Source organism: Ensifer sp. 4252 (assembly GCF_050434565.1).
In the GTDB taxonomy this organism is placed as follows: Bacteria; Pseudomonadota; Alphaproteobacteria; order Rhizobiales; family Rhizobiaceae; genus Ensifer.
Genome location: NZ_JBNDIU010000001.1, coordinates 830361 through 852857 on the forward strand (window position 1 = coordinate 830361; position 22497 = coordinate 852857).

The following is a 22497-nucleotide window of genomic DNA, read 5'->3' on the forward strand; positions in this document are numbered from 1 at the left end:
CATCAATTTTTGCGCGTTACGGTCGCTGGATGGGGCTTGGGCAGGGGTAGACAATGCGAGGGCGATCGGCGATTCCCGCCTTTTTGACGACGTTGCTCATGGCAACGGCGGGGCAAGCCGAAACGCTCAACCTGCTGATCTGGGAATCCTATATCGATCAGGCGATCCTCGATCGCTGGACGGCGATTACCGGCGTCGCAATCCATCAGGTCTACTACGACAACGGCGATACCCGCGACGAAGTGCTCGCCGACCCAAACAGCATCGTCGACCTGGTCGTGACCGGCGAGAACGGCGCCGCGCTCTTTGGGCGCAGAGGCGTCCTGGAGGCGGTCGACGAAACCAATGTCGCCTCCCTCAGGGACTATGACGAAAGCTGGCGAAAGCGCTGCTCGGACCATGGCCTGCCCTATCTGTGGGGCACGATGGGCATTCTCTATCGGTCGGACATGCTGCCTGAAGCGCCGACGTCCTGGCGCGACCTGATGCAGCCGGCTCCGGCGCTGACCAAGCACGTCGCCATGTATGACGATCACAACGAGGCCTTCGTCGCCCCCCTCATGCTGCTCGGCGAGTCGATCAACACCAACGAGCCGGCAACACTCAAGACCGCCTTCAACCTGATGAAGCAACAGGCGCCGGCGGTTCTGACCTACGAATACGTCATCAGCTCGATCCAGAACCAGGCAATCGGCAAGGACATCCATTTGGCGCTTGGCTATAGCGGCGACCAGCATGTCCTGAATGAAAAGGCCGGTACACCGGGCGTCTGGCGCTATGTCGTGCCCAAGGAAGGCACGCTTTCCTGGCTCGACTGCATGTCGGTCGTCGCCAAGTCGCCAAACAAGGCGCGAGCGCTCGCCTTCCTCGACTATATCGGCTCGCCCGGAAGTGCCGCCGCAAACGCGCAAGCGCTCAATATGCCGACGCCGAGCAAGGCCGCCTTTGCGTTGTTGCCGGAGGCGATGCGCGCGGACCAGGCGATCTACCCGTCGCCAGACATTCTGGCCAAGAGTCAGTACCAGCAGGAACTGTCAACGACGTCGGTGCAACTGCGCCGCCGCATCATCAGCACATTGGCGAATTTCCAGTGACCCTCGGCAAGCGCGCACTCATCCTGATCTTTCCCGTGGTGCTGGCCGGCTATCTGCTGGCGGCGATCTCGGTCCATGTCACCCAGAGCCGCTCGATCCGGGCGCTTGAACATGCCAAGCTGTCCCAGCGGCTGGAACATGCCGCCGCCGTCTTCCAGAACGAGATAGGGCGCAGCAAGGGCTTCCTCAATGCGCTCCTGAACAGCAATTCGCTGCGTCAGTACATCTCGGAAACCGACAAGAATTACCGGGCCAATGCGCTCGGCGTCCGGCTGCAGGAAAGCGTCAAGTCGCTTTCCGACGACCCGATGGGCTACGTGTCGCTGGCGATCCTGACATCGAACCTGCAGTCCGAATACTATTTCGAAAACAGCTGGGATCCCTTCGCCGAAATCGACGAGGCGCAACTCAACCTGGCACGGCGACTGATACGCGAAGAAAAGCTCGCCGACTGGACCTACCTCTACGACGCCGCGCACAAGGCCCGGATCGTCTATTCCTACTTCCTCGATCCCGTTACCTTCACGCGGCCGCTGCCGAGCAAGAAATCGGGCGCGCTGCTTGTTCAGGTGGCGATCCAGCCGGATCGTTTCCTCGACATGCAGGAGACCTTGAAACAGGAATACGGCGCCGACGTCGTGCTTCAGCCATGGCCGCTGGCGGTCACCGACGACCTTTCGGCAAGCGTGCATCTCGGGCCGTCGCTTTATGCGACGCTGACGGTTTCGGACAATCATTTCGACCGGCTGATGGCACAACAAAAACTGCTGCTGGCGCTTGGCGCCGTGGCCATGAGCCTGTTTTCGATCTGGCTGATCATCGTTCTCATCCGGCGCTTCATCACCGACCCGATCGCCACCCTCGACGCCAACGTCATGGCCGTCATGGTTGGCGCCCATGACGAGATCCGCAACATGGACGAGAAGGGCGAGATCGGGCGACTGACCGAAAACATCAGAGAGCTGCATCGCCAGTCCGAACAATCGCTCAAGCTGGTGCAGCGCAGCTCCTGGACAGACACGCTGACCGGCATCAGCAATCGCGGTCATTTCAACGCCGTTGCCGCGGGCATCGTTCGTGAGGCCATTGTCTCAGGCGAAAAATGCAGCCTGCTGTTTATCGACATCGACAACTTCAAGTTCGTCAATGACAAGCACGGCCATGAGATCGGCGACGAACTCCTGAAAACCCTGGCAACGCGCATCGCCGAGAATGTCGAAGCGATCACTGAGCGACGCGGCCAGAAGCCGGCGATCCTGGCGCGGCTCTCGGGCGACGAATTCGCGGTGCTGGTCCGCTCTCGACCGGGCGACGGCACCGTGCGGGAAGTCTCCGCCGCCATCCTGGGGCTGTTCGAAGATGGTTTCGAAGTCTCCGGCAAGAGCTATCCGGTCACCGCCAGCATTGGCGCCGCCATCTGCCCGGATGACGCAACCAATCTTGCCGAGCTGATTTCGAATGCGGACGCGGCGATGTATCAGGCAAAGACCAGTGGCAAGAACCGCTCTTCCCGGTTCTCGCGCGCCCTGCACGACAAACGCACGCGCCTGCGCCAGATCCAGGACGAGTTGCGCTCGCTCGATCCGGACGAACAATTCCATCTGGTCTACATGCCGATCGTCGGCACCGACGGGCGAGTGACGGGCTGCGAAGCGCTGCTGCGCTGGTACTCGCCGGTACTCGGCAACGTGACGCCGGACGAATTCGTGCCGATCGCCGAAAGCTCCGGCCTCTTTACCAAGATCGACTGGTGGGTGATCAACCAGGCAATGTCCGACTGCCGGCAGCTGAAAGCGCTGTTTGGCCCCGATACGATCCTGGCGATCAATATTTCCTCCGCCGAACTGCATTCCAAGGCGATTGCCGATTATTTCTCCGATTGCCTCAACCGCCATGGGCTGCAGCCGCAATCCATCGAAATCGAGCTGACCGAGACTTTCGCAGTCAAGTTCAGCGACCAACTCCGCCGCAACATCGACGAGCTTCGCAGTAAGGGCTTCCGCCTGTCGATCGACGATTTCGGAGCAGGCTATACCTCGGTCCAGCAGATCATCGAATACACCGCCGATACGATCAAACTCGACCGGGCGCTCGTCTCGAACCTCACGGCATCGCAATCGCTGCCGGTGCTGAAGGCGTTGATCGCGCTGTGCCACGCCAAGGACGTTGCCGTGGTCGGGGAAGGCGTCGACACGCCAGAGAAGCTCTCGATGCTGACCGCCGCAGGCTGCGATCTCTTCCAGGGCTACCTCATCAGCAAGCCGCTACCGCTCGAGGATCTCGGCATCTGGGCGCTGACGCGCACTGCCCGCTACGGCAATGAGCAGGGTGATCGCAAGAACCAGCAGGCAATCGCCTAATCGCGTGATCGGTGCTCCCACGTTCCAGCACCTGAGAGATGGGATGCCTTCAACAGCGGGAATCGTGCCTCACGACCCCCTGCCCCCTTGACCTGACAGCCGCCTCGCCTTAACCGCAACGCAACAATTTCGGCATGTCGGGGGCAGGCAATGAAGGTTCTTCTGATCGGATCGGGTGGACGCGAACATGCGCTGGCATGGAAGATCGCGCAGTCGCCGAAATTGACCAGGCTCTATGCCGCACCCGGCAATCCGGGCATTGCCGAGGAAGCGACCCTCGTTGCGCTCGACACCGACAACCATGCTGCGGTCGTTGATTTCTGCCTGAAAGAGGCGATCGATTTCGTCGTGGTCGGACCGGAAGGTCCGCTCGTGGCCGGCCTCGCCGACGTGCTGCGCTCTGCCGGTATCGCCGTCTTCGGCCCTTCCGCTGCTGCGGCCCAGCTCGAAGGGTCCAAGGGTTTCACCAAGGACCTCTGCGCCAGATACGATATCCCGACCGGCGCCTACGGTCGCTTCACCGATGCGGAAGCCGCCAAGACCTATGTGCGCGACCAGGGCGCGCCGATCGTCATCAAGGCGGACGGACTTGCCGCCGGCAAGGGCGTGACCGTCGCCATGGAACTCGACGAAGCGCTCGTTGCTATTGACGACTGTTTCGACGGCGCCTTCGGCGCGGCCGGCGCGGAAGTGGTGGTAGAGGCTTATCTCGACGGCGAGGAGGCAAGCTTCTTCTGCCTCAGCGACGGCAAGACCGCGCTCGCGCTCGCCTCGGCGCAGGATCACAAGCGCGTCGGCGACGGCGACACCGGCCCGAACACCGGCGGCATGGGCGCCTATTCGCCAGCACCTGTGATGACACCCGAGATGACCGAGCGCACGATGAAGGAGATCATCGAGCCGACCATGCGCGGCATGGCGGAGAGCGGACATCCCTTCTCCGGCGTGTTCTTCGCCGGGCTGATGATCACGGCCAAGGGGCCGGAACTGATCGAATACAACGTGCGTTTCGGCGACCCGGAATGCCAGGTGCTGATGATGCGCATGAAGAGCGACCTCTTGCCGCTGCTCTATGCTGCCGCGACGGGCACGCTTGCGGGCATGGAAGCCGAATGGCGCGACGAGACGGCACTGACCGTCGTCATGGCATCGAAGGGCTATCCAGGTAATTACGACAAGAACACGCCCATAGCAGCACTTCCGGCAGCCTCGCCTGAGACCAAGGTGTTTCATGCCGGCACAGCGATGAAGGACGGCAGCCTGGTGGCCACGGGCGGGCGGGTGTTGAACATCACGGCGATCGGCGGAAGCGCGAGCATTGCCAAGGACCGCGCCTATTCGGCCGTCGACGGCGTTTCCTGGGACAACGGCTTCTATCGTCACGATATCGGCTGGCGCGCAGTTGCCCGCGAGAAGGTCTAATCGTCATCGGCAAATGCGCCGGATCATTCAATCTTTACCAATTCTCCTGACGGGAAGGTAAGACAGAACGCATATTCTCGCCCACTGCATGGTTCCTTAAATCATTGCCGATTTCAGGACAAAACATGCAGCACGTCAAAGTGCTACAGCGACCTTTGCGCGTCTGATAAGACGCGCGGCGCTGTAGAACAATCTGGGGAGAAGATCGATGCGCCTGTTGCTGATCACCACCGCCGTTGCACTTGCTGCAGGCAGCGCCTGGGCATCGTCGATCGAAGCCGTCGTCTCCGGGGATGCGGTCAATTCCAGCGTGGCGTCCGTCTCCTGCGCACAATGCCCGCCGCTGCAGATCAAGAAGAAGGTCACCTATGTGGTGCCGGAGATCGAGAACGGCAGCGAGAAGGTCGAGCTCAAGCAGATCAACGGCGAGATGAAACTCGTGCGCACCGAAGCCTGGCTCGGCGGCTCGCCCGTTGTTTTCGTCAGCAAACCATCTGAGGACATCCTCAAGGCAGCCGCGAGCGGAACCGAACAGGTTGATATGGCCACCACTGCGGCGGTTCAGACCATCACGCAGCCAGAACAGGCCATCGCGGCATCGATGGCGGCCGAAAGCTCACGGCAATTTGATCCGTCGGCTCTCGAACTTCGGTTAAACTGATTGCCTAATCGGGAAAGTTCCCTGCCCCAGTCAGCCGCCCCTGCATTCAAGGCTGACGGGCAAATTCGCTGAAACAGCGAGAGATTGCGCCCCTGAGAGAAGCAGGGGCGCAATCTTTTTATCTTGCCTTTTGTTTGGGCTTTTTATCTGGTCTCACGTGGGCCATCGATCCGCTCGATCAACGCTTCGATCTCCCTGTCGGAATAAACCTCGATGCCGTTCCTTGCGAGCAGCGCAGCCGTAACCCCCTGCCCCGCACGGCGTGCGCCGGAAAACGTGCCGTCGTAGACGAAACCCGATCCGCAGGACGGGCTGCCGTCGATCAACAGCGCGAAACGACAGTCCGTTTCGCGCGCGAGCGCCAGCGCATTTTCAGCGGCGTCCAGGAATTCGCCGGTGACATTGCGGCCGGTGTTTTCAACGACAGTTGCCCCGCCATCGAGCACGTCAGTGCCGGACATGCCGGACGCGATCTCGGCCGGCGGACGTGGGACCGGCATGCCGGCTGACATTTCAGGACAGATGGTGACGAGCCGGCCCTCTTGGCGCCAGCGGTCGATGGCCGGATGGATGAGCGGCTTCGACGCGCCATCGTAGCGCACCGCATGGCCCATGAGGCAGGCGCTGACGAGGATCTTCGCCGTCATGCGCCCCTCCCCGTCATCCCGCGATCTTGGAGAAATCGGCAACCGTGCCGGTCGCCGAACGGATGAGACCGAGCAGCGCCAGTCGGTTTGCCCGGATCGACACGTCATCGTCATTGACGAGAACGTCGTTGAAGAACTGGTCGACCGGTTCGCGCAGCTTCGACAGGGCCTGCATGGCGGAGCGGAAGTCTTCCTTGGCGATCGCCTCGCTTGCCTCGCCGGAGCCGAGCTGAACCGCGGCGTGCAACGCTTTTTCGGCATCGAGACGCAAGAGGCCAGCGTCGACAGCGTCGGCCACGGCCGTGCCCTTCTTCTCTTCCGCCGCGAGGATCTGCGTCGCGCGTTTGGTACCGGCGAGCAGGTTCTTGCCCTCTTCGTCGGTGATGAAGGCGGTCAGCGCCTCGACGCGGCGGGCGATCATCAGGAGATCGTCTGCATCCGACGTCAATACCGCATCGATCAGGTCGTGGCGGGCGCCGAGATCGCGCAGATAGACCTTGAGACGATCATGGAAGAAGGAGAGCAGGTCTGCCGAGACATCGCTCGTCAGCGCCGGCTTCTGCGCCCTAAGAGCGGTGAGCGCGATCTCGAAGAACGGCGTGAGCGGCAGTCGCGCCTTGCCTTCAAGGATGAGGCGGATGACGCCGAGAGCGGCACGGCGCAGGGCATAGGGGTCCTTAGAGCCGGTCGGCTTTTCGTCGATCGCCCAGAAACCGACGAGCGTGTCGAGCTTGTCGGCAAGCGCTACGGTTACGGCAACGGCGTCGGTCGGCGCGCGATCCGAAGGGCCATTCGGCTTCCAGTGATCTTCGATCGCCGTCGCCACTGAGTTGTCCTCGCCCTGGAGCAGCGCATATTTGCGGCCCATGATGCCCTGAAGTTCGGGGAACTCGCCGACGGCTTCGGTGCGCAGATCGGCCTTTGCCAGCACCACGGCACGATCGACCAACCTGGGGTCGGCGCCGGTCACCTTGGCCAGTTCGGCGGCAAGCGCGCGGATGCGCGCAACACGCTCGCCCTGCGTGCCGAGCTTGGCATGGAAGGTGACGTTCAGCGCATCGAGCTTCGCCATGCGCTGGTCGAGCGGCTTGTTGAGATCGAGAGCGAATTTTTCGGCCGACGGCTTCAATGTTTCGAGATCCGGCAGGTTGCCCTGGTCGCGGTGCCAGAAGTGCGCGGCGTCCGACAGGCGGGCGCGCACGACCTTGCCGTTGCCGTGCACGATCTCCTTACCGCCGTCCTTCGCTTCGATGTTGGAGACGAGGATGAATTTGTTGGAGAGCGTTTCCGCACCTGGCGCGCGGGTCACGAAACACTTCTGGTTGGTCTTGATCGTCAGCCGGATGATTTCCGACGGGATTTCGAGATAGCTCTCTTCAAAGCTTCCCATCAGCACCTGCGGCCATTCGACGAGGCCGGAGACCTCCTCGAGCAGGCCTTCGTCCTCGACGAGTTCGAGGCCGTTGGCAAAGGCGATATTATGTGCGTCCGCCGAGATCATCTGCTTGCGGCGTTCGCCGTCGAGCACGACCTTCGCCCGCTCCAGCTTCTCGGCATAGTCGGCGAAGCGGCGCACGGTGATCGCTTCGGGCGCGTGGAAGCGATGGCCGTAGGTGACGTTGGAAGCGACGATGCCGTCCACCTCAAAGGGGATCGCATGGGTTTCGTCGGTTTCCGAGCCGAAGGTGCAGACAATCGACTGCAGCGGGCGAACCCAGCGCAAGGCGCCCGGCTTGGCCGAGGCGGCACCGGAACGCATCGGCTTCGGCCAGGGAAAGTTGCGGATGATTTCGGGCATCGCCTCGGCGACGAGCTCTTCGGCCGGACGGCCCGGCTTGACGATATGGGCGACGTAGAAATCACCCTTCTTCGGATCGCTATGGACATGCGCCTCGCTGATCGAGGAAAGGCCGGCGCCGCGCAGAAAGCCTTCGATCGCCTTTTCGTTGGCGTCGGTGCGCGGACCCTTGCGGTCTTCGCGCACATCGGCGGACCGGGCATTGAGGCCACGGATGTCAAGCGTCAGCCGGCGCGGCGTCCAGTATTCGCGTGCACCCTCATAGGTCAAACCCGCTTCCACCAATGCGTCGGTCAGCAGCTTCTTGAGGTCGCCGGCCGCCTTGCGCTGCAATCGGGCAGGAATTTCCTCGGAGCGGAGTTCGATAAGAAGATCGGGCATGGGAGATGACTTTTTCTGTTCCGGACGGTTGCGGCCGACTTAGCAAGCTCTGGCGAAAATGTCACCAAGCCCGACGATGAATTTGACTTAGAGGCGGCGGGTCTACGGCGCGATCACCAGCCGCCGCCGCCACCGCCACCACCACCGCCGCCGGAAAAGCCGCCGCCGGTCGAAAAGCCAGATGACGAGGATTTGGGCGGGGGCGGCAGGGAAGAGGTCATAGTATCGGCCATCGAGCCGGCAAAGCCGCCGATCCGATCCCCGAACGTCGTCGAGCCGAAGCCGTCGCCATGGTACCAGGCAGGCTGGTAGGCGGCAGCGGCAGCCGCCCCGGCAGCAGCGGCCAGCAGCCAGCGATCGAAGGTCTCCGTCCACGGTTTCTCCACCCCGAGCGCCACGGCATAGGGCAGCAGCGTCTCGAAATGCCGGGGCGACATCTCCGGTGCTCCTTGCATGTTCATCCGGTCCTTCTCGGCAAGCGTCATGTATTGCCTGAGCCCATCGATGCCGTCCATCATCCGGGTGCCGAGCGGTGTCGGCGCGCCCATCAGGAAGAAGAACAGCACATTGACGAGCACGATGCCGCCGATCGCAAACAGGAGCGGCAGTTCGTCGGTCTCTGTGGCGGAATAGAAGACGACCGCAAGAATGCTCGAAAAGATGGTGAAGGCGACGAAGCCGATGAAAGCGATCACCACGATCGACATGATGCGGCTCATCAGGCTCTTTTCGCGCCGCAGGGATTTGCCGAAGGAAACGGCGAGGATCGAAATGACAAAGGCGATGAAGACGGGAACGATGACCAGCGGGATGCTGTCCTCGCTCAGATCGCCGAACAGGAACACCGCGGCGATCGCCAGAACCGAAAGCAATACGCCGGCGATGATGTAGCCGGTGTTGGCCAGATAGTATTTGCCCCGGTGCTCGCGCTCCATGGCGTTGCGGAAGTCGGCGCCTGTTGCCTGTACCTTGGTGCCATTGGCCCTGTCGATCTTCAGCTTGCCGCCGGCGGCATTGACGGCCTTCATCAGGCTCGCCTCCCCGGTCGGAAGTTTTTCGCTGCGGCCCTTGCCGGTTGCGGCAATGACGATGGCGCTCTTCAGATCCTCGAGGACAACGTGGCCCTTGACCGCGAGGCTGAGTGCCGATGCAGAAAGAGCCGTCCAGCCTTCGCCGGAAAAGCCCCGGTTGTCGATATAGTTGACGAGTGCGGGCGAAATGCCCTCGGGCGCGTCCCAGCGCGGCACCATGACGCCACGTTCCGGATCTCGCCCCACCTTCAGCCAGGCGCGGCCATAGTAGAGCGCCACAAGGACGAGACCCGTTCCGGCGATCAGAAGCGCCATGTGATCACGCATCCACCAGGCGTTCTCCTGGCTCGTGGACGGCTGGTCGATGCTACCCTTCGGCATCTTGACCGCGATCGTCAGCCCTTCCTTCGGCTCCAGCCGCCGGGTGGTCGCAAAGAAAATCTCGCTGCCTTCCTCCGACGCCCGCGCGTCCTTGCCGGTCGCGCCGTAGCCGCCGGTGAAAACGTCGAGCGCCACGGGCCGCACGCCTTCCGGCAGATTGACGGTGGCGCTCGCCTCATCGATCGGGAAGGCCCATTCGGTGCCCGTCACGTTCCAGTAGAGTTCGTCGTGATCCTCGAAGAAACGGATCTGCCGGCTCGTCTCGTAGGTGAACTGAAACGTATGCTCGCCGTGCAGCAGAAACACCTCTGCGGATCCGGTGTAGATGCGGACGCCACCCGAGATCGATTCGGTGCGGTAGGGCTCCTCCTCGCCGTCGCGCTCGACCGAAAGCAGCTTGAAGTCCACTTTGCTGCGGCGGCCCTTAGCGTCGGTGAAGGTCAGCGGCAGGTCACGAAAGATACCCCGCCGGATCTGGTTGCCCTCGGCATTGGCCGTGATCGTTTCGGTGACCGTCAGCGTCCCGTCCTTGGCGACATCGATCACCGAATGATAGGACGAGAACACTTCGTCCGCCCGCCCGACGCCCGCCGTCGCCAACAGGAACAACAACATGCCAAACAGGGCGACAAAGCGGGCCATACGGTCTCAGACCTTTCGATCGATCTCTTGAGCATTTCCATTCTTAAACGGGGTCATGGAAATGCTCTCTCTTTGGGTTTTCGCATTTCCTGGCGGAAAACCGCTTCGCACTTTTCCTGGAAAAGCTTGAGAAGCGGTTTCATCCGGCGCGATATCAAGGACGGTCACCGGTAAAGGCGACGCCGAGCGAGGCAAGTGCATCCCAATAGGCCGGATAGGTCTTGGCGACGCAGCCGGGGTCCTCGATGGCAATGCCGTGGATCTTCAGCCCGGCAAGGGCGAAGCTCATGGCGATGCGATGGTCGGCAAACGTGTCGATCGAAGCCGGCAATGTCTGGCCGGCAAGCCCCGGATCGGAGGAGACGATGAGATCGTCGCCCTCTTCGTGGGCTAGCCCCGGGCGGATGGCAGTCAGGCCGAGAGACAAGGCACGGACGCGGTCGCATTCCTTCACGCGCAGATTGGCAAGGCCGACAAAGCGCACGGGCGTCTCGTTGAAGGCGGCTAGAACCGCGATCGTCGGTATCGCGTCCTGCATCTGCGACCCGTCGATGACGGTGGGAAGATGCGGGAAGCTGGAGATGACGGCGTGGGCACGGGCATCGGGTTGCGAAAAAACGGAAGCCGGCACGCCCAGATCGATAGCCCCTCCGGTCAACACTTCCGCTGCCCAGAGATAGGTCGCGGCCGACGCGTCAGGTTCGATCGCGAAGTCGGCGGCGCGATAGCCCGTCGGCGCGACCTGCCAGACGGATGGGCTCAACTGCTCGACTTCGGCGCCGAAGGCACGCATCGCCGCGACCGTCAGGTCGATGTAGCCGCGCGCGCCGATTTCGTCGCCTGCAAGCTCAATGCGGACAGGGCCTTTTGCGCCGGGAGCAGCCATCAGCAGAGCCGATACGTATTGGCTGGAAAGGCCGGCGTCGATTTCGATCCGTCCGGCGGGAAAGCCGCCCTTGCCATTGACGGTGACCGGCGGGCAACCTGTCTCGGACGTCACCTCGACGCCGAGTGTGCGAAGTGCGTCGACGAGCGGCTTGATCGGCCGCTTGCGCATGTGCTGGTCCCCATCGACGACCACCGGGCCGTCAACGAGAGCCGCTGCGGCCGTCAGGAAGCGCGTAGCGGTTCCCGCATTGCCGAGGAACAGGGGCGCCGACGGCGACGCAAGCCGGCCGGATCCGGTAACGACGAATGTGGTGTCATCCGGCTCACTGACCTCGACACCCATTGCCCGCAAGGCATCGGCCATATAGCGGGTGTCGTCGCTCTTCAGCGCGCCCGTCAGCCGGCTCGTGCCCTTGGCAAGACCCGCAAGAAGCAGCGCCCGGTTGGTGATCGACTTCGAACCCGGCGGGCGAACGTGACCGCGCAGGGGGTGGTCGGTCGGCAGGATGGTCAGCTTCTTCACGGTATCACTCATGCTCGGGTCTCTTTAATGCAAGTAGCGCCGAGGCTGTCGGCCTCGGCAGGCGTGTCTTCTATCAGTCGATGGCGTGATAGGGGATCGTCCCCGATCAGAATTTGACTTGCGGCACCGCTCGGTCCGCCTCGTTGGCGATCTCGAAATAGCCGGCCTTCACGAAGCGGAAAGCGTTGGCGATGAGGTTCGACGGGAAGCTCTCGACCTTGACGTTCAAGTCGCGTGCCGCACCGTTGTAGTAGCGGCGCGACATCTGGATCTCGCCCTCGATGGTCTCCAGCGAGCGCTGCAGTTCCGCGAAGTTCTCGTTGGCCTTGAGATCGGGGTAGGCTTCGGCAAGGGCGAAGAGCTTGCCAAGCGCCTGCGACAGGGCGCCTTCGGCCGCGGCTCGCGCCTCGACATCGCCGATTGGTACGGCCTGGGCGCGATTGCGCATCGCGATGACTTCCTCGAGCGTCGACTTCTCGTGGGCGGCGTAGCCCTTCACCGTCTCGATCAGGTTGGGGATTAGGTCGGCGCGCCGCTTCAACTGCACGTCGATACCCGACCAGGCTTCTTCGGCGATCTGCCGCGCCTTGACGAGGCCGTTGTAGACGAAAACCAGATACAGGATCACGGCGACGGCGATGGCCAGACCAATCATGCGATACCCTCCAAAAAAGCTCGGCAGAGATTAGCACCGGCTTTCCAGCTTCATAGACCTTTCTGCAGCATTCAGGCGGAGAAACGCACTCCTCCCCAAATGCAAGCCGAAGGCGGTGAACACACTGTTCACCGCCAGGGCATATCGCCAGGCCCAAACACCTCGATTCCTGTTCCATCGGGAACCGCAGGGATCCGGACGATGGGCGATAGTCGCGCCATCGAACAACCCCGGATACGAAGTGAAGACCATGAAAACGCTCGCAACTCTCATCAACGTGATCGCCTTTACGGCGCTCTTCGTTGCCTATGCGAACGTTGGTTCTTCCGAGAAACCGTCCGGCGTTCGCAGGGCCCTGCAAACCTACTCCGGCCAACTCTATACCGATACCTATCCGTGCCAGAAGCCGACCTGCAAGAACGGCATCAAGGTCGCCGCGATCGCGTGAGATCTATCCCTTCACGATCCGCGCCGGAATTTCGCTGGCGGCTTCATCGGCGCCGAGACTGCTGACATCGAGCTCGATCAACTGATCGCATTTTCCCTTCAACAGAACATGCCGGCTTCTGAGATCGATCAGCACCTGTGGATCGGTCAGCTTGTAGGCCCTGGAACGCCCCGCCCGCGTCAACCGCTTCAGGTTTTCCTCCACCGAACAGTCGAGAACGACGGCGACCAAACGGGCACGTCGATCGGCAGCCAGTGCCGCATAATCGTCGAATGCCCGGCTGTCGAATTCATCATTGGACAGTGCATCGGTGAAGAGGAAGGATTGCGAAGCCTCGGCCCGGCGCACATGATCGAGCACTGCCGTCCTGACGGTCGCCCGCAGCAACCAATAGAGCGGCGTGCCCCTTGCAAACAGCGCCTCAGCCGGATTGATCAGCGTGTGATTGTCTGCAAGCCTCGCGCCGAGAGGTTCGGCGAGATGGCGTGCGATGGTGAGCTTTCCGGTGCCCGGCCAGCCATTGATGTGAACGATGAGGCTGGCTGGCTCGGCGATCAAGCGGCGTCCCGGTTGAAGTTCGCGCCGCCGGCGTCGGTCAAGAGGAACGCCTCGCCGCAGGCCTTGGCAAGTGTGCGGACGCGCAGAATGTAGCTTTGCCGTTCGGTCACCGAAATCACCCCGCGCGCATCGAGCAGGTTGAAGACGTGGCTCGCCTTGATGCACTGGTCGTAGGCGGGGAAGACGCACTTGTGCAGGTGGTTGTTGGTGCTGTCGGCAGGCGCGCCGGCCGCCAGCAGAGCCTGGCACTCTACCTCGGCATCGATGAAGTGCTGATGCAGCATGGCGGTGTTGGCGTATTCGAAGTTGTAGCGCGAATATTCCTGCTCCGCCTGCAGGAACACGTCGCCATAGCTGATCTTCTCGTCGCCTTCGCGGCCGTTGAAGTTCAGATCATAGACGTTGTCGACGCCCTGGACATACATCGCCAGACGCTCGAGACCATAGGTCAGCTCACCGGCGACCGGCGAGCATTCGATGCCGCAGACCTGCTGGAAATAGGTGAACTGCGACACTTCCATGCCGTCGCACCAGCATTCCCAGCCCAGGCCCCAGGCGCCCAGCGTCGGGCTTTCCCAGTCGTCCTCGACGAAGCGGATATCGTGCAGCAACGGATCGAGGCCGATCGCCTCCAGCGAGCCAAGATAAAGCTCCTGCAGGTTGGATGGGTTCGGCTTCAGGATCACCTGATATTGATAATAGTGCTGAAGACGGTTCGGGTTTTCGCCATAGCGGCCGTCGGTCGGGCGACGGGACGGCTGAACATAGGCGGCGCGCCACGGACGGGGGCCGAGCGCGCGCAGCGTCGTTGCCGGATGAAACGTACCGGCACCGACTTCCATGTCGTAGGGCTGCAGTACAGCGCAACCCTTGTCGGCCCAATAGTTGTGCAGCGTCAGGATCAAAGCCTGGAACGAGCGCTTGGGGTTCATGTGGTCGGGCAGCGAGGCGGTGGTCATGGGGAACGTCCGAATTCTTCACGAAATGAGAGCCGGACAGGTGCCACGCCGGGCGACAGGGGTCAAGCGCTCAGGCCGATCTGCGTGCACGCAAAGGTGCACGAAAAATCTCAGTCGTCTTCGCGCTTAAGCCGGTATTCGCCGGTCTCGGGATCCTTGACGAGGGTTCCGCTGGCGCCGGTCTGCTGCTCGCGGCGCGTTTGATCGCGCTGACGCGTCAGCTTCTGGGCATCCGCAATGAACTTGCGGTAGCCGATCCATAGAACGAAGCCTGCGATCAGGAGCAGGATAAGCTGCGGCATTTTTCCTCCCTACTGCATATTTCATCCTTAAATCGAACTCGATTTAAGGATGAAATATGCAGCCATTCAAAGTGCTCCAGCGACCTTTGCGCGTCTAACAAGACGCGCGGCGCTGTAGGCCCGTCGCGCCGGTCGCGGTTCAAAGCCCGAAACGCGCCCACAATGCCCTTTCCTCTACTGCTTCGGCAAGGCCCGCCATCGCAGAAGCCGCGATCGGCGCGGCGATATCGCCAGCAATCGATGCACCGGTCTGGCGACGCCCGAAAAGACTGCGCGCCGGCTGGATCAGTTCGAGCCGCGCCTTCTCGCCATACCGCTTCTTCACCTCGCCGCGCAGATCGCCAAGACCGTCGATCAGACCCAGCTCCAATCCGCGCCGCCCAGTCCAGAAAAGCCCGGAAAAGACGTCAGGATGGTCGGCCAGCAGTTGCCCGCGGCGGGCCTTCACCATCTGGATGAAAGTATCATGGATATCGAGCTGCAGGCTCTTCAGGAATTCGATATCGCGTTCTTTCTCCGGCTGGAACGGATCGAGCATGACCTTGTTCTCGCCAGCGGTATAAACGCGCCGCTCCACGCCGATCTTCTTCAGCAGTTCCGGAAAGCCGAAGCCACCGGAGACGACGCCGATGGAACCGACGATCGACGTCGGATCGGCGATGATCTCGTCGCCGGCAAGCGCGATCATGTAACCGCCGGAAGCGGCCACGTCCTCGACGAAGACGAGCACGCGTTTCTTCTTCTCCTGGGCGAGATCGCGGATGCGCTGGTAGATCAGCCGCGACTGCACGGGCGAACCGCCGGGAGAGTTGATCGAAATCGCCACGGCCGGAGCCTCCTTCACCGCGAAGGCTTTCTCCAGCAGGGGCGCGGCCGAGGCCAGATTGAGCACTGGGCGAAACTGGCCGCCACCGGCCATGATTGCGCCGTGAAGCCGCACGACGGGGATCGCGATGCCATCCCGCCGAAAACGCCTCGGCATCAGCCTTTTGAAGAACCCGGCCATTTCAGCTCCTGCAATACGAACACGTGTTCCTGCATGTATGCACTGGTCGTCCAAACGCAATGCCGCATACGGTAAATCAACGGCGCCGATAGGCAGCGCGGCCGTTGTTGAGGTCGTCGACATCGCCGGAAAAGCGATGCGCACCCTCCTCGTGCACGATCAGCGGCGCTCGCAGCACCAGCCGCTTGCGGCTCTGCTTGATCGCGGTCACGAGGATGCGCACGGCATTCTCGCCGATGCGCGGATGCAGCGGCGTAATCTCGATGCCACCGAAGCGGCGGCCACAGGCGGCAATGATATCGGCGATCGATTCCGGCCGGGCGATCAGCGACAATTGCCCGCCCGGCTTCATGATCGCGCCCGCCGTCTTGATCCAGATCTCGAACAGGTCGTCACTCATCGCATGCGCCTCGGCCTTGAGGCTGTCCGGCGTGCGCCGGTCGGAGGCATCGTTGAACGGCGGATTCATGATCACGTGATCGAAGGCATCGTCGGGCAACCCGGCGGCGCGGCGTGCCCGGCCGGCAAGCGAGACGTCCGCCTCGATGACCGACACCCGGTCGGCGAAACGGCTGTTCTCAGGAAGCGCGAGGCTTCGGCGCGCAAACGCCGCCATGGTCGGCGAGCGCTCCACCAGCACGACCTCGGCCGGATCGAGCCGCGAGGCGACTGCCATGCCGGCAGCCCCCGCTCCGGCGCCAAGATCAGCCACGCGGCAGGAGCGGTCGCAAGCAACCAGCGAAGCGAGCAACATCGCATCCATGCCGGAGCGATGTCCCTGCCCCAGCGGCTGCACGACATGGAACCTGCCGCGGTGGAATGCATCCACCGTTTCGGTCTCAACGAGCGTCATAGGCCGTTCGCTCATGGCCGATCGTCGCCCGTGGGCACCGGTGAACCGCCGATCATGCCCGCAACTCCGCTTCCAACCCCGCTTCGACGAGGATGCGGCGCGCGGCATCGGCATCGTCGTCCGACACGAGGAAACGACGCGGCAGCAGGCCCAGCGATCCCTCCAGAATGCTCATGCCCTGATCGGCGATCAGGCTGTTAATACCGGCGTCCTTCATCAGGCTCTCGGCAAAAGAGAGCAGAACGACGTCGTTGGTGCGGATCAATTCCTTCATCCAGCGGTTTTTCCTGTCCTATTTCAGCAAGCGGGACAATTCGCCTCTTGCCGCACGTGGCCCCCCTTCCTATTGTCGAAAGCGACAATGAAAACAGGAGTCCCGGTGTTGGGCGTAGTGATACCGCTGGAAGACAGCAAAAACAAACTGGCGTCCGTCAAGCCGCTCGTTGACTTGACGTCTCCCGACATGGAACGCGTCAACCAGCTCATCCTGTCGAGGGCCGGCTCCGACGTCCAGATGATTCCTGAGGTTGCCAACCACCTGATCTCGTCGGGTGGCAAGCGCCTGCGGCCGATGCTGACGCTCGCCTCCGCCTCCATGTTCGGCTACGAAGGCGACGCTCACGTCAAGCTCGCTACCAGCGTCGAGTTCATGCATACGGCAACGCTGCTGCATGACGATGTCGTCGATGAAAGCGATCTGCGCCGCGGCAAATCCACCGCTCGCACCATCTGGGGCAACCAGGCAAGCGTGCTCGTCGGCGACTTCCTGCTCGGCCAGGCCTTCCGCATGATGGTCGATGTCGGCTCGCTCGACGCGCTCGACGTGCTGTCGACCGCCGCCTCGGTGATCGCCGAGGGCGAGGTGCTGCAGCTTTCCGTCGCCAAGAACATGGAGACGACCGAGGACGACTATCTCCAGGTCATCCGCGCCAAGACCGCAGCGCTCTTCGCCGCTGCCGCCGAAGTCGGCCCGATCGTCGCCCATACCAGCAAATCCGACCGCAATGCGCTCAAATCCTACGGCATGAATCTCGGTCTTGCCTTCCAGCTCGTCGATGACGTGCTCGACTATGGCGGTTCGGCCAGCGATCTCGGCAAGAATGTCGGCGACGATTTCCGCGAAGGCAAGATCACCCTTCCGGTGATCCTGTCCTATCGCCGCGGCACGCCGGAAGACCGCGCCTTCTGGCGACAGGCGATCGAAGGCGGCGACAGCAGCGACGCCAACCTTGAAAAGGCGCTCGGCCTGATCAAGCGATATGGCGGCTTAAGCGATACCATCGCCCGCGCTCAGCACTATGGCACGATCGCGCGCGATGCCTTGGCACCGCTCCCGGTTTCGCCGTGGAAATCGGCGCTGGTCGAAGTCATCGACTTCTGCATCGACCGGGTCAGCTGACGCGCCCCTCCGGCCGAAGCTGGACAGCCAAGAGGAATTTCTTGCCGCGTTGCGCCAAAAAAGCCATTCTGTTCCTCAAGAGTTGTGGCAGGCAACACGTGGCTGATTCCAAGACAACCCTCAGTCGTGCGCAAGGCCGAGAGATCGGCAATGAAAGGTTTGACATGCGGCAAAAGACGATCCTCCGCCTTCTCAGCGGCGCTGCACTGATGGCTCTTGTCTCGGTCAGCGCCAGCTATCAGGCTTTCGCCGAGGAAAAGGCCGCCGTGGAGGAGACCGAACCCTTCGACATCACCTCCGTCAACACCTTTGCTGGCGCGTTCCTCGCCGCCCGCACGGCCGACACGGACCGTGATTTTGCCGCGGCCAACGAGCTTTACCGCATCGCCCTGCAGTTCGAGCCGAACAACAACGAAGTCAAACAGCGGCTGATGATCACCCTGCTGATGGCCGGCAAGTTCGACGAAGGCGCCAAGATCGCCGAGCAGTTGAAATCCGATCCGGCGGTCGAACGCATCACCACGGTCATCCGTGCGATCGAGGCAATCCGCAAGCGCGAATATCGCAACGCGCAGAAGCTCCTGAACTATGAGGGCCCGAACGATCTCGACCGGCTGATGAACGGCCTGCTTTCGGCCTGGGCCAAATTCGGCCAGGGCAAGCCCAAGGAAGCGCTGGCGCAGGTCAATGGTCTCGAAGGGCCGGACTGGTTCCGCGTGTTCAAGAACTACCATGCCGGCGCCATTGCCATCGCTTCTGGCGACAAGACGACCGCTCGCGCCAAGCTCAACGATGCGATCCTCGATCGCGAAGGCGGCAGTGCTGCGCCCGACACGTTCATGCGTGCGGTCGAGGCATTGGCGCGCTTCGAGGCACGCGAAGGCAACAAGCAGAAGGCGCTCGACACCATCGCCGTCGGCGAAAACCTCGTCAACAACTACACCCCGCTCGAGGCGCTTCGGAAAAACATCGAGACCGGCATCCCCCAGGAGCAGCAGGTCAAGACCGCACCACAGGGTGCGGCAGCCGTGCTATTTTCCATCGGCGGTGCGCTCAACCGTGACGGCGCCGAAGACATCGTCTCGCTCTATCTGCAGACGGCGCGTCGTCTCGACCCTGACAGTGCCGACATTCTCGTGATGCTGGCCGGCATCGCCGAGAACCTGAAGAAGCCGAAGGAAGCGATCGAGCTTTACCAGAGCGTGCCCGAGGCTTCGCCGATGCGCCGCCTGTCCGAGTTGCAGCTTGGGCTCAGCCTCGCCAGCATCGGGAAGGTGGATGAAGCCAAGAAGCATCTCAAGGCGCTGATCGACGTCGACCCGAAGAACATCCGCAACTATCTCGCCTATGGCAGCGTGCTTTCCGATGCCAAGGACTACAAGGAGATGGGTGAGCTTTACGACCGCGCCGTCGACGCGATCGGCCCCGTGCCGAAGCGTAGCGACTGGACTGTGTTCTTCCAGCGCGGCATTGCTTACGAGCGCCAGAAGCTCTGGGACAAGGCCGAGCCGAGCTTCCGCAAGGCTCTGGAACTCAACCCGGACCAGCCGCAGGTGCTGAACTATCTCGGCTATTCCTGGGTCGACATGAACATCAACCTGGAAGAAGGGCTCGACATGATCCGCAAGGCGGTCGAGCTGAAGCCGGATGACGGCTACATCGTCGATTCGCTTGGCTGGGCCTATTTCCGCATGAACCGCTTCGACGATGCGGTGGTCGAGCTTGAAAAGGCAGCCGAGTTGATGGCCGGCGACCCGACGATCAACGACCATCTCGGCGATGCCTATTGGCGCGTCGGCCGCAAGCTGGAAGCTGTGTTCCAATGGACGCAGACACTTGAGCTGAAGCCGGAGGAAGCCGAGATCCCGAAGATCAAGGCCAAGATCGAAAACGGCTTGCCGCCGGTGAAGGAAGTTGTCCCGGCCTCTGCGGACGCCAAGGAAACCGCGCCGAAGAAGGTCACCCCTGAGGCACCGGCGCCGAACAAGAAGTCCTGATCGTAGCATGCTTAAAGGCGAGATCGCGGGCTTCGCGCTGACGCAGACGGCGCCCGCCAAGATCAATCTGGCACTGCATGTCGTCGGCCAACGGGCCGACGGCCACCACCTTCTAGAAAGTCTCGTCACCTTTGCCGATCGCGGGGATCGGATCGGCCTGACTCCGTCGGATGAAGACCGTTTCACCCTGTCGGGCCCATTCGCCGCCGAATTATCGACGACGGGCGAAGACCAGGGCGGCAATCTCGTGCTCAAGGCGCGGGATCTGCTGCGTCAGGCCCTGGCCTCGCAGAACGTCGACACCGGCCCGGTACACATTCATCTTGAAAAGAACCTGCCCGTTGCCTCGGGCATCGGCGGCGGGTCTGCGGACGCGGCCGCAACCCTGCGCGGGCTTCTCGACCTCTGGCGAACCAGCATCGAACCGGCATTGCTCGCCGCCTTGGCGCTCAAGCTCGGCGCCGATGTGCCGATGTGCCTTGACGGCAGACCGCTTATTGCGAGGGGCATCGGCGAGGAGATCGCGCCCGCCTCAGAGCTTCCCTCCTTTCCGATCGTGCTGGCCAATCCCCTAATCGCCGTCTCGACGCCGGTGATCTTCCGGACGCTGGAAAAGAAGAACAACCCGCCGCTTGCGATCCCGGGTGGTCTCTTATCTCCTGCGGCGTGGCTTTCGGCCATCGCGGCGATGCGCAACGACCTGGAGCCGCCGGCGCGCCTGCTGCAGCCGGTGATCGCCGATGTCTCCGGTGCGCTGGCAACGAGCGGAGCCGCGCTGGTGCGGATGTCCGGTTCCGGCGCCACCTGCTTCGGCCTGTTCGATAGCGACGAAAGCGCGCAGCGCGCCGCCCGCACTCTTTCTGCCGCCCATCCCGAGTGGTACGTTCTCGCCTGCAGAACGGTGGGCAGAGGGAACTAGAATGGCCGGTATCAACGACAATCGTTCTTTCATTCCTGTCGGCATCGCCATTCTGACGGTGTCAGACACGCGCACGCTGGCCGACGACAAATCCGGCGACACGCTTGAGGCGCGGGTGCGCGACGCCGGCCACCGTCTGGAAGCGCGCGCGATCGTGACGGACGATCGGCAAAAGATCCGCGACCAGGTGGAAGCCTGGACGCTCGACGACACCATCGATGTGGTGATCACCACCGGCGGAACCGGCTTTACCGGCCGCGACGTCACGCCGGAGGCGCTCGAGCCGCTGTTCGAAAAGCGCATGGATGGCTTCTCCGAAGTCTTCCACCGGATTTCCTATGAGAAGATCGGCACGTCGACGATCCAGTCGCGCGCGACCGGCGGCGTCGCCAACGCCACCTTCATCTTCGTCCTGCCGGGCTCACCCGGGGCCTGCAAGGACGCGTGGGACGGCATTCTCAAGCAGCAACTCGACTACCGGCACATGCCGTGCAACTTCGTCGAGATCATGCCGCGGCTCGACGAGCATCTGAAACGGGGCTGACCGGGCCTGTGCCGACCCGCATCCGCTGCCGACACGGCGGTAGACTGTGCGAATGTATGACGCAACCGGCCTGTTCCCCAGGGAACTGCGAAGCTCCTATTTGTCTGCTAGACGTTCAACGGTCAGCTCAGATGAGGGATCGCAACGAGACCCGAGCAAGTCCTTCAAACGGAGCAAAGACGAGCCATCGCCGATGTCCCCCGGCGACGGGAACGAAAACATACGACGTGCGGCTCGCCCGGTCGCCCGGACAGGAATTTGCTAGCAAGGATGTTTGGTAGCTGCTTGGAGGTGCCGTCCGCAGGACAGGCACCTTTTTTGTTGGCGTCGAGCGCGCACTGAAGCGCGTCGCGATCCTTCATTTTCGCTTGCTGCGCTTTACGCTCTTGGCTTTGCGCCTGTCGTCCTCACAAAACCGCTACACACTCTCGCGCGACAGCCTAGCCGCCCTGCCTGCTGTCGAGCGCAACCCAGGCCGGAACCAGCTCGGTCGCCAGCTTTCGTACAGCGCGGATATTTGTCATCTCACTCAGCTGCATCTTTCCCCGCGCGACTGCCAGGGCGTCGCGCTTGCGCATGAGGAAACCTGCCTCCAACGGCTTCCCCCGCCGCGCAAGGCGATGCAGAAACGGCTTGCGGTGGAGGCGTGACGGGGAGAAACGGGCTGGGCCTTTGTGAAGCGATACATATTCGACGAGCTCATCCACCCAGCGCCCGATCGGCCGCGCACCGGGCTCAAGCAGCATCAGCCATTCGCCGCGTGCCGAGCGCACGATTTCGCCCAGATCCCAATCGACGCAGAAGCGGCAGCCGGCCGCATCAGCCACGCGCACCGACCCGTCCTTGGAGCCATGATCGAGGATGATGACATCGCTGACCAACCCCTCAACCGCGCCTGCCACGAGCACCGACAGCGTCTGCGCCAGTTCGGCCTCGTTGTCGCGTGTTTCCATGATGATCGTCAACATAGCTGTTCCTACCGCATTGCAGCGTAAAATGCTACATCCCCACGCCGCACCGCTCTCGCAT

The 22497-nt window shown here is 62.3% G+C and carries 21 protein-coding genes; 9 read left to right on the top strand and 12 right to left on the bottom strand.

Translation table 11 applies throughout. The features are described 5' to 3' along the window. Positions 1-53: 53 nt before the first annotated feature. The 4 genes from ABIE33_RS04135 (at position 54) to ABIE33_RS04150 (ending at position 5537) form a co-directional block, all read left to right on the top strand. Entirely contained in the window at positions 54-1094 is a 1041-nt protein-coding gene (locus ABIE33_RS04135) for a polyamine ABC transporter substrate-binding protein (RefSeq protein WP_429121738.1), read from the top strand. Then, positions 1091-3454, top strand: a complete 2364-nt coding sequence (locus tag ABIE33_RS04140; protein WP_429121741.1) for a putative bifunctional diguanylate cyclase/phosphodiesterase — start codon at positions 1091-1093, stop codon at positions 3452-3454. The genes ABIE33_RS04135 and ABIE33_RS04140 overlap by 4 nt, the downstream gene beginning before the upstream one ends. 150 nt (positions 3455-3604) lie before the next feature. After that, the gene (gene purD / locus ABIE33_RS04145; protein WP_429121744.1) at positions 3605-4876 is read left to right on the top strand and encodes a phosphoribosylamine--glycine ligase; all 1272 of its coding nucleotides are present in this window, start codon (positions 3605-3607) and stop codon (positions 4874-4876) included. A gap of 208 nt (positions 4877-5084) precedes the next feature. Further along, positions 5085-5537, top strand: a complete 453-nt coding sequence (locus tag ABIE33_RS04150; RefSeq protein ID WP_429121747.1) for a plant virulence effector HPE1-like domain-containing protein — start codon at positions 5085-5087, stop codon at positions 5535-5537. 143 nt (positions 5538-5680) lie between these two features. Here the strand turns inward: ABIE33_RS04150 and ABIE33_RS04155 are convergent, their stop codons facing one another. The 5 genes from ABIE33_RS04155 to ABIE33_RS04175 all read right to left on the bottom strand — a co-directional run bounded on the left by ABIE33_RS04155 (position 5681) and on the right by ABIE33_RS04175 (position 12483). Next, positions 5681-6184 carry a DUF523 domain-containing protein gene (locus ABIE33_RS04155; RefSeq protein WP_429121749.1) on the bottom strand — a complete coding sequence of 168 codons (504 nt, stop codon included), beginning with the start codon at positions 6182-6184 and terminating at the stop codon, positions 5681-5683. A 13-nt stretch (positions 6185-6197) separates the two neighbouring features. Then, entirely contained in the window at positions 6198-8363 is a 2166-nt protein-coding gene (gene glyS / locus ABIE33_RS04160; protein WP_429121752.1) for a glycine--tRNA ligase subunit beta, read from the bottom strand. Positions 8364-8476: 113 nt separating this feature from the next. After that, positions 8477-10417 carry a DUF2207 domain-containing protein gene (locus tag ABIE33_RS04165; protein WP_429121755.1) on the bottom strand — a complete coding sequence of 647 codons (1941 nt, stop codon included), beginning with the start codon at positions 10415-10417 and terminating at the stop codon, positions 8477-8479. Between the two features lie 154 nt (positions 10418-10571). Then, on the bottom strand, positions 10572-11840 hold the full coding sequence (gene aroA / locus ABIE33_RS04170) for a 3-phosphoshikimate 1-carboxyvinyltransferase (protein WP_429121758.1): 1269 nt from the start codon (positions 11838-11840) through the stop codon (positions 10572-10574). Positions 11841-11934: 94 nt separating this feature from the next. Continuing rightward, entirely contained in the window at positions 11935-12483 is a 549-nt protein-coding gene (locus tag ABIE33_RS04175; protein ID WP_429121761.1) for a LemA family protein, read from the bottom strand. A 250-nt stretch (positions 12484-12733) separates the two neighbouring features. Here ABIE33_RS04175 and ABIE33_RS04180 point away from each other — a divergent pair, with 250 nt between their 5' ends. Further along, positions 12734-12931, top strand: coding sequence for a hypothetical protein (locus tag ABIE33_RS04180; RefSeq protein ID WP_429123086.1), 198 nt, complete (start codon positions 12734-12736; stop codon positions 12929-12931). A 3-nt stretch (positions 12932-12934) separates the two neighbouring features. Here the strand turns inward: ABIE33_RS04180 and ABIE33_RS04185 are convergent, their stop codons facing one another. From ABIE33_RS04185 to ABIE33_RS04210, 6 genes are all read right to left on the bottom strand, one after another. Beyond that, complete coding sequence (locus ABIE33_RS04185) at positions 12935-13489, bottom strand: AAA family ATPase (RefSeq protein WP_429121764.1); 555 nt, start codon at positions 13487-13489, stop codon at positions 12935-12937. Continuing rightward, positions 13486-14448 carry a glycine--tRNA ligase subunit alpha gene (locus ABIE33_RS04190; protein ID WP_429121766.1) on the bottom strand — a complete coding sequence of 321 codons (963 nt, stop codon included), beginning with the start codon at positions 14446-14448 and terminating at the stop codon, positions 13486-13488. Before ABIE33_RS04190 ends, ABIE33_RS04185 begins: the two co-directional genes overlap by 4 nt. 110 nt (positions 14449-14558) lie before the next feature. Next, complete coding sequence (locus tag ABIE33_RS04195) at positions 14559-14750, bottom strand: membrane protein (protein ID WP_025426113.1); 192 nt, start codon at positions 14748-14750, stop codon at positions 14559-14561. Positions 14751-14889: 139 nt separating this feature from the next. Then, a complete protein-coding gene (locus ABIE33_RS04200) occupies positions 14890-15756 on the bottom strand; it encodes a S49 family peptidase (RefSeq protein ID WP_429121769.1) in 867 nt (288 codons plus the stop codon). A gap of 76 nt (positions 15757-15832) precedes the next feature. Further along, entirely contained in the window at positions 15833-16624 is a 792-nt protein-coding gene (locus ABIE33_RS04205; RefSeq protein WP_429121772.1) for a tRNA1(Val) (adenine(37)-N6)-methyltransferase, read from the bottom strand. 37 nt (positions 16625-16661) lie between these two features. Beyond that, positions 16662-16883, bottom strand: coding sequence for a DUF2007 domain-containing protein (locus ABIE33_RS04210; protein ID WP_429121775.1), 222 nt, complete (start codon positions 16881-16883; stop codon positions 16662-16664). Positions 16884-16991: 108 nt separating this feature from the next. Here ABIE33_RS04210 and ABIE33_RS04215 point away from each other — a divergent pair, with 108 nt between their 5' ends. The 4 genes from ABIE33_RS04215 to moaB all read left to right on the top strand — a co-directional run bounded on the left by ABIE33_RS04215 (position 16992) and on the right by moaB (position 21468). Further along, a complete protein-coding gene (locus tag ABIE33_RS04215; RefSeq protein ID WP_429123089.1) occupies positions 16992-18008 on the top strand; it encodes a polyprenyl synthetase family protein in 1017 nt (338 codons plus the stop codon). Positions 18009-18172: 164 nt separating this feature from the next. Then, a complete protein-coding gene (locus ABIE33_RS04220; RefSeq protein WP_429121778.1) occupies positions 18173-20005 on the top strand; it encodes a tetratricopeptide repeat protein in 1833 nt (610 codons plus the stop codon). A 7-nt stretch (positions 20006-20012) separates the two neighbouring features. Next, positions 20013-20924: a 4-(cytidine 5'-diphospho)-2-C-methyl-D-erythritol kinase gene (locus ABIE33_RS04225; RefSeq protein WP_429121781.1), complete on the top strand. Its 912-nt coding sequence runs from the start codon at positions 20013-20015 to the stop codon at positions 20922-20924. Position 20925: 1 nt separating this feature from the next. Beyond that, positions 20926-21468 carry a molybdenum cofactor biosynthesis protein B gene (gene moaB / locus ABIE33_RS04230; RefSeq protein ID WP_429121784.1) on the top strand — a complete coding sequence of 181 codons (543 nt, stop codon included), beginning with the start codon at positions 20926-20928 and terminating at the stop codon, positions 21466-21468. A gap of 440 nt (positions 21469-21908) precedes the next feature. Here moaB and ABIE33_RS04235 read toward each other — a convergent pair whose 3' ends face one another. Next, entirely contained in the window at positions 21909-22436 is a 528-nt protein-coding gene (locus ABIE33_RS04235) for a glycosyl transferase (RefSeq protein ID WP_429121786.1), read from the bottom strand. Between the last annotated feature and the right edge of the window lie 61 nt (positions 22437-22497).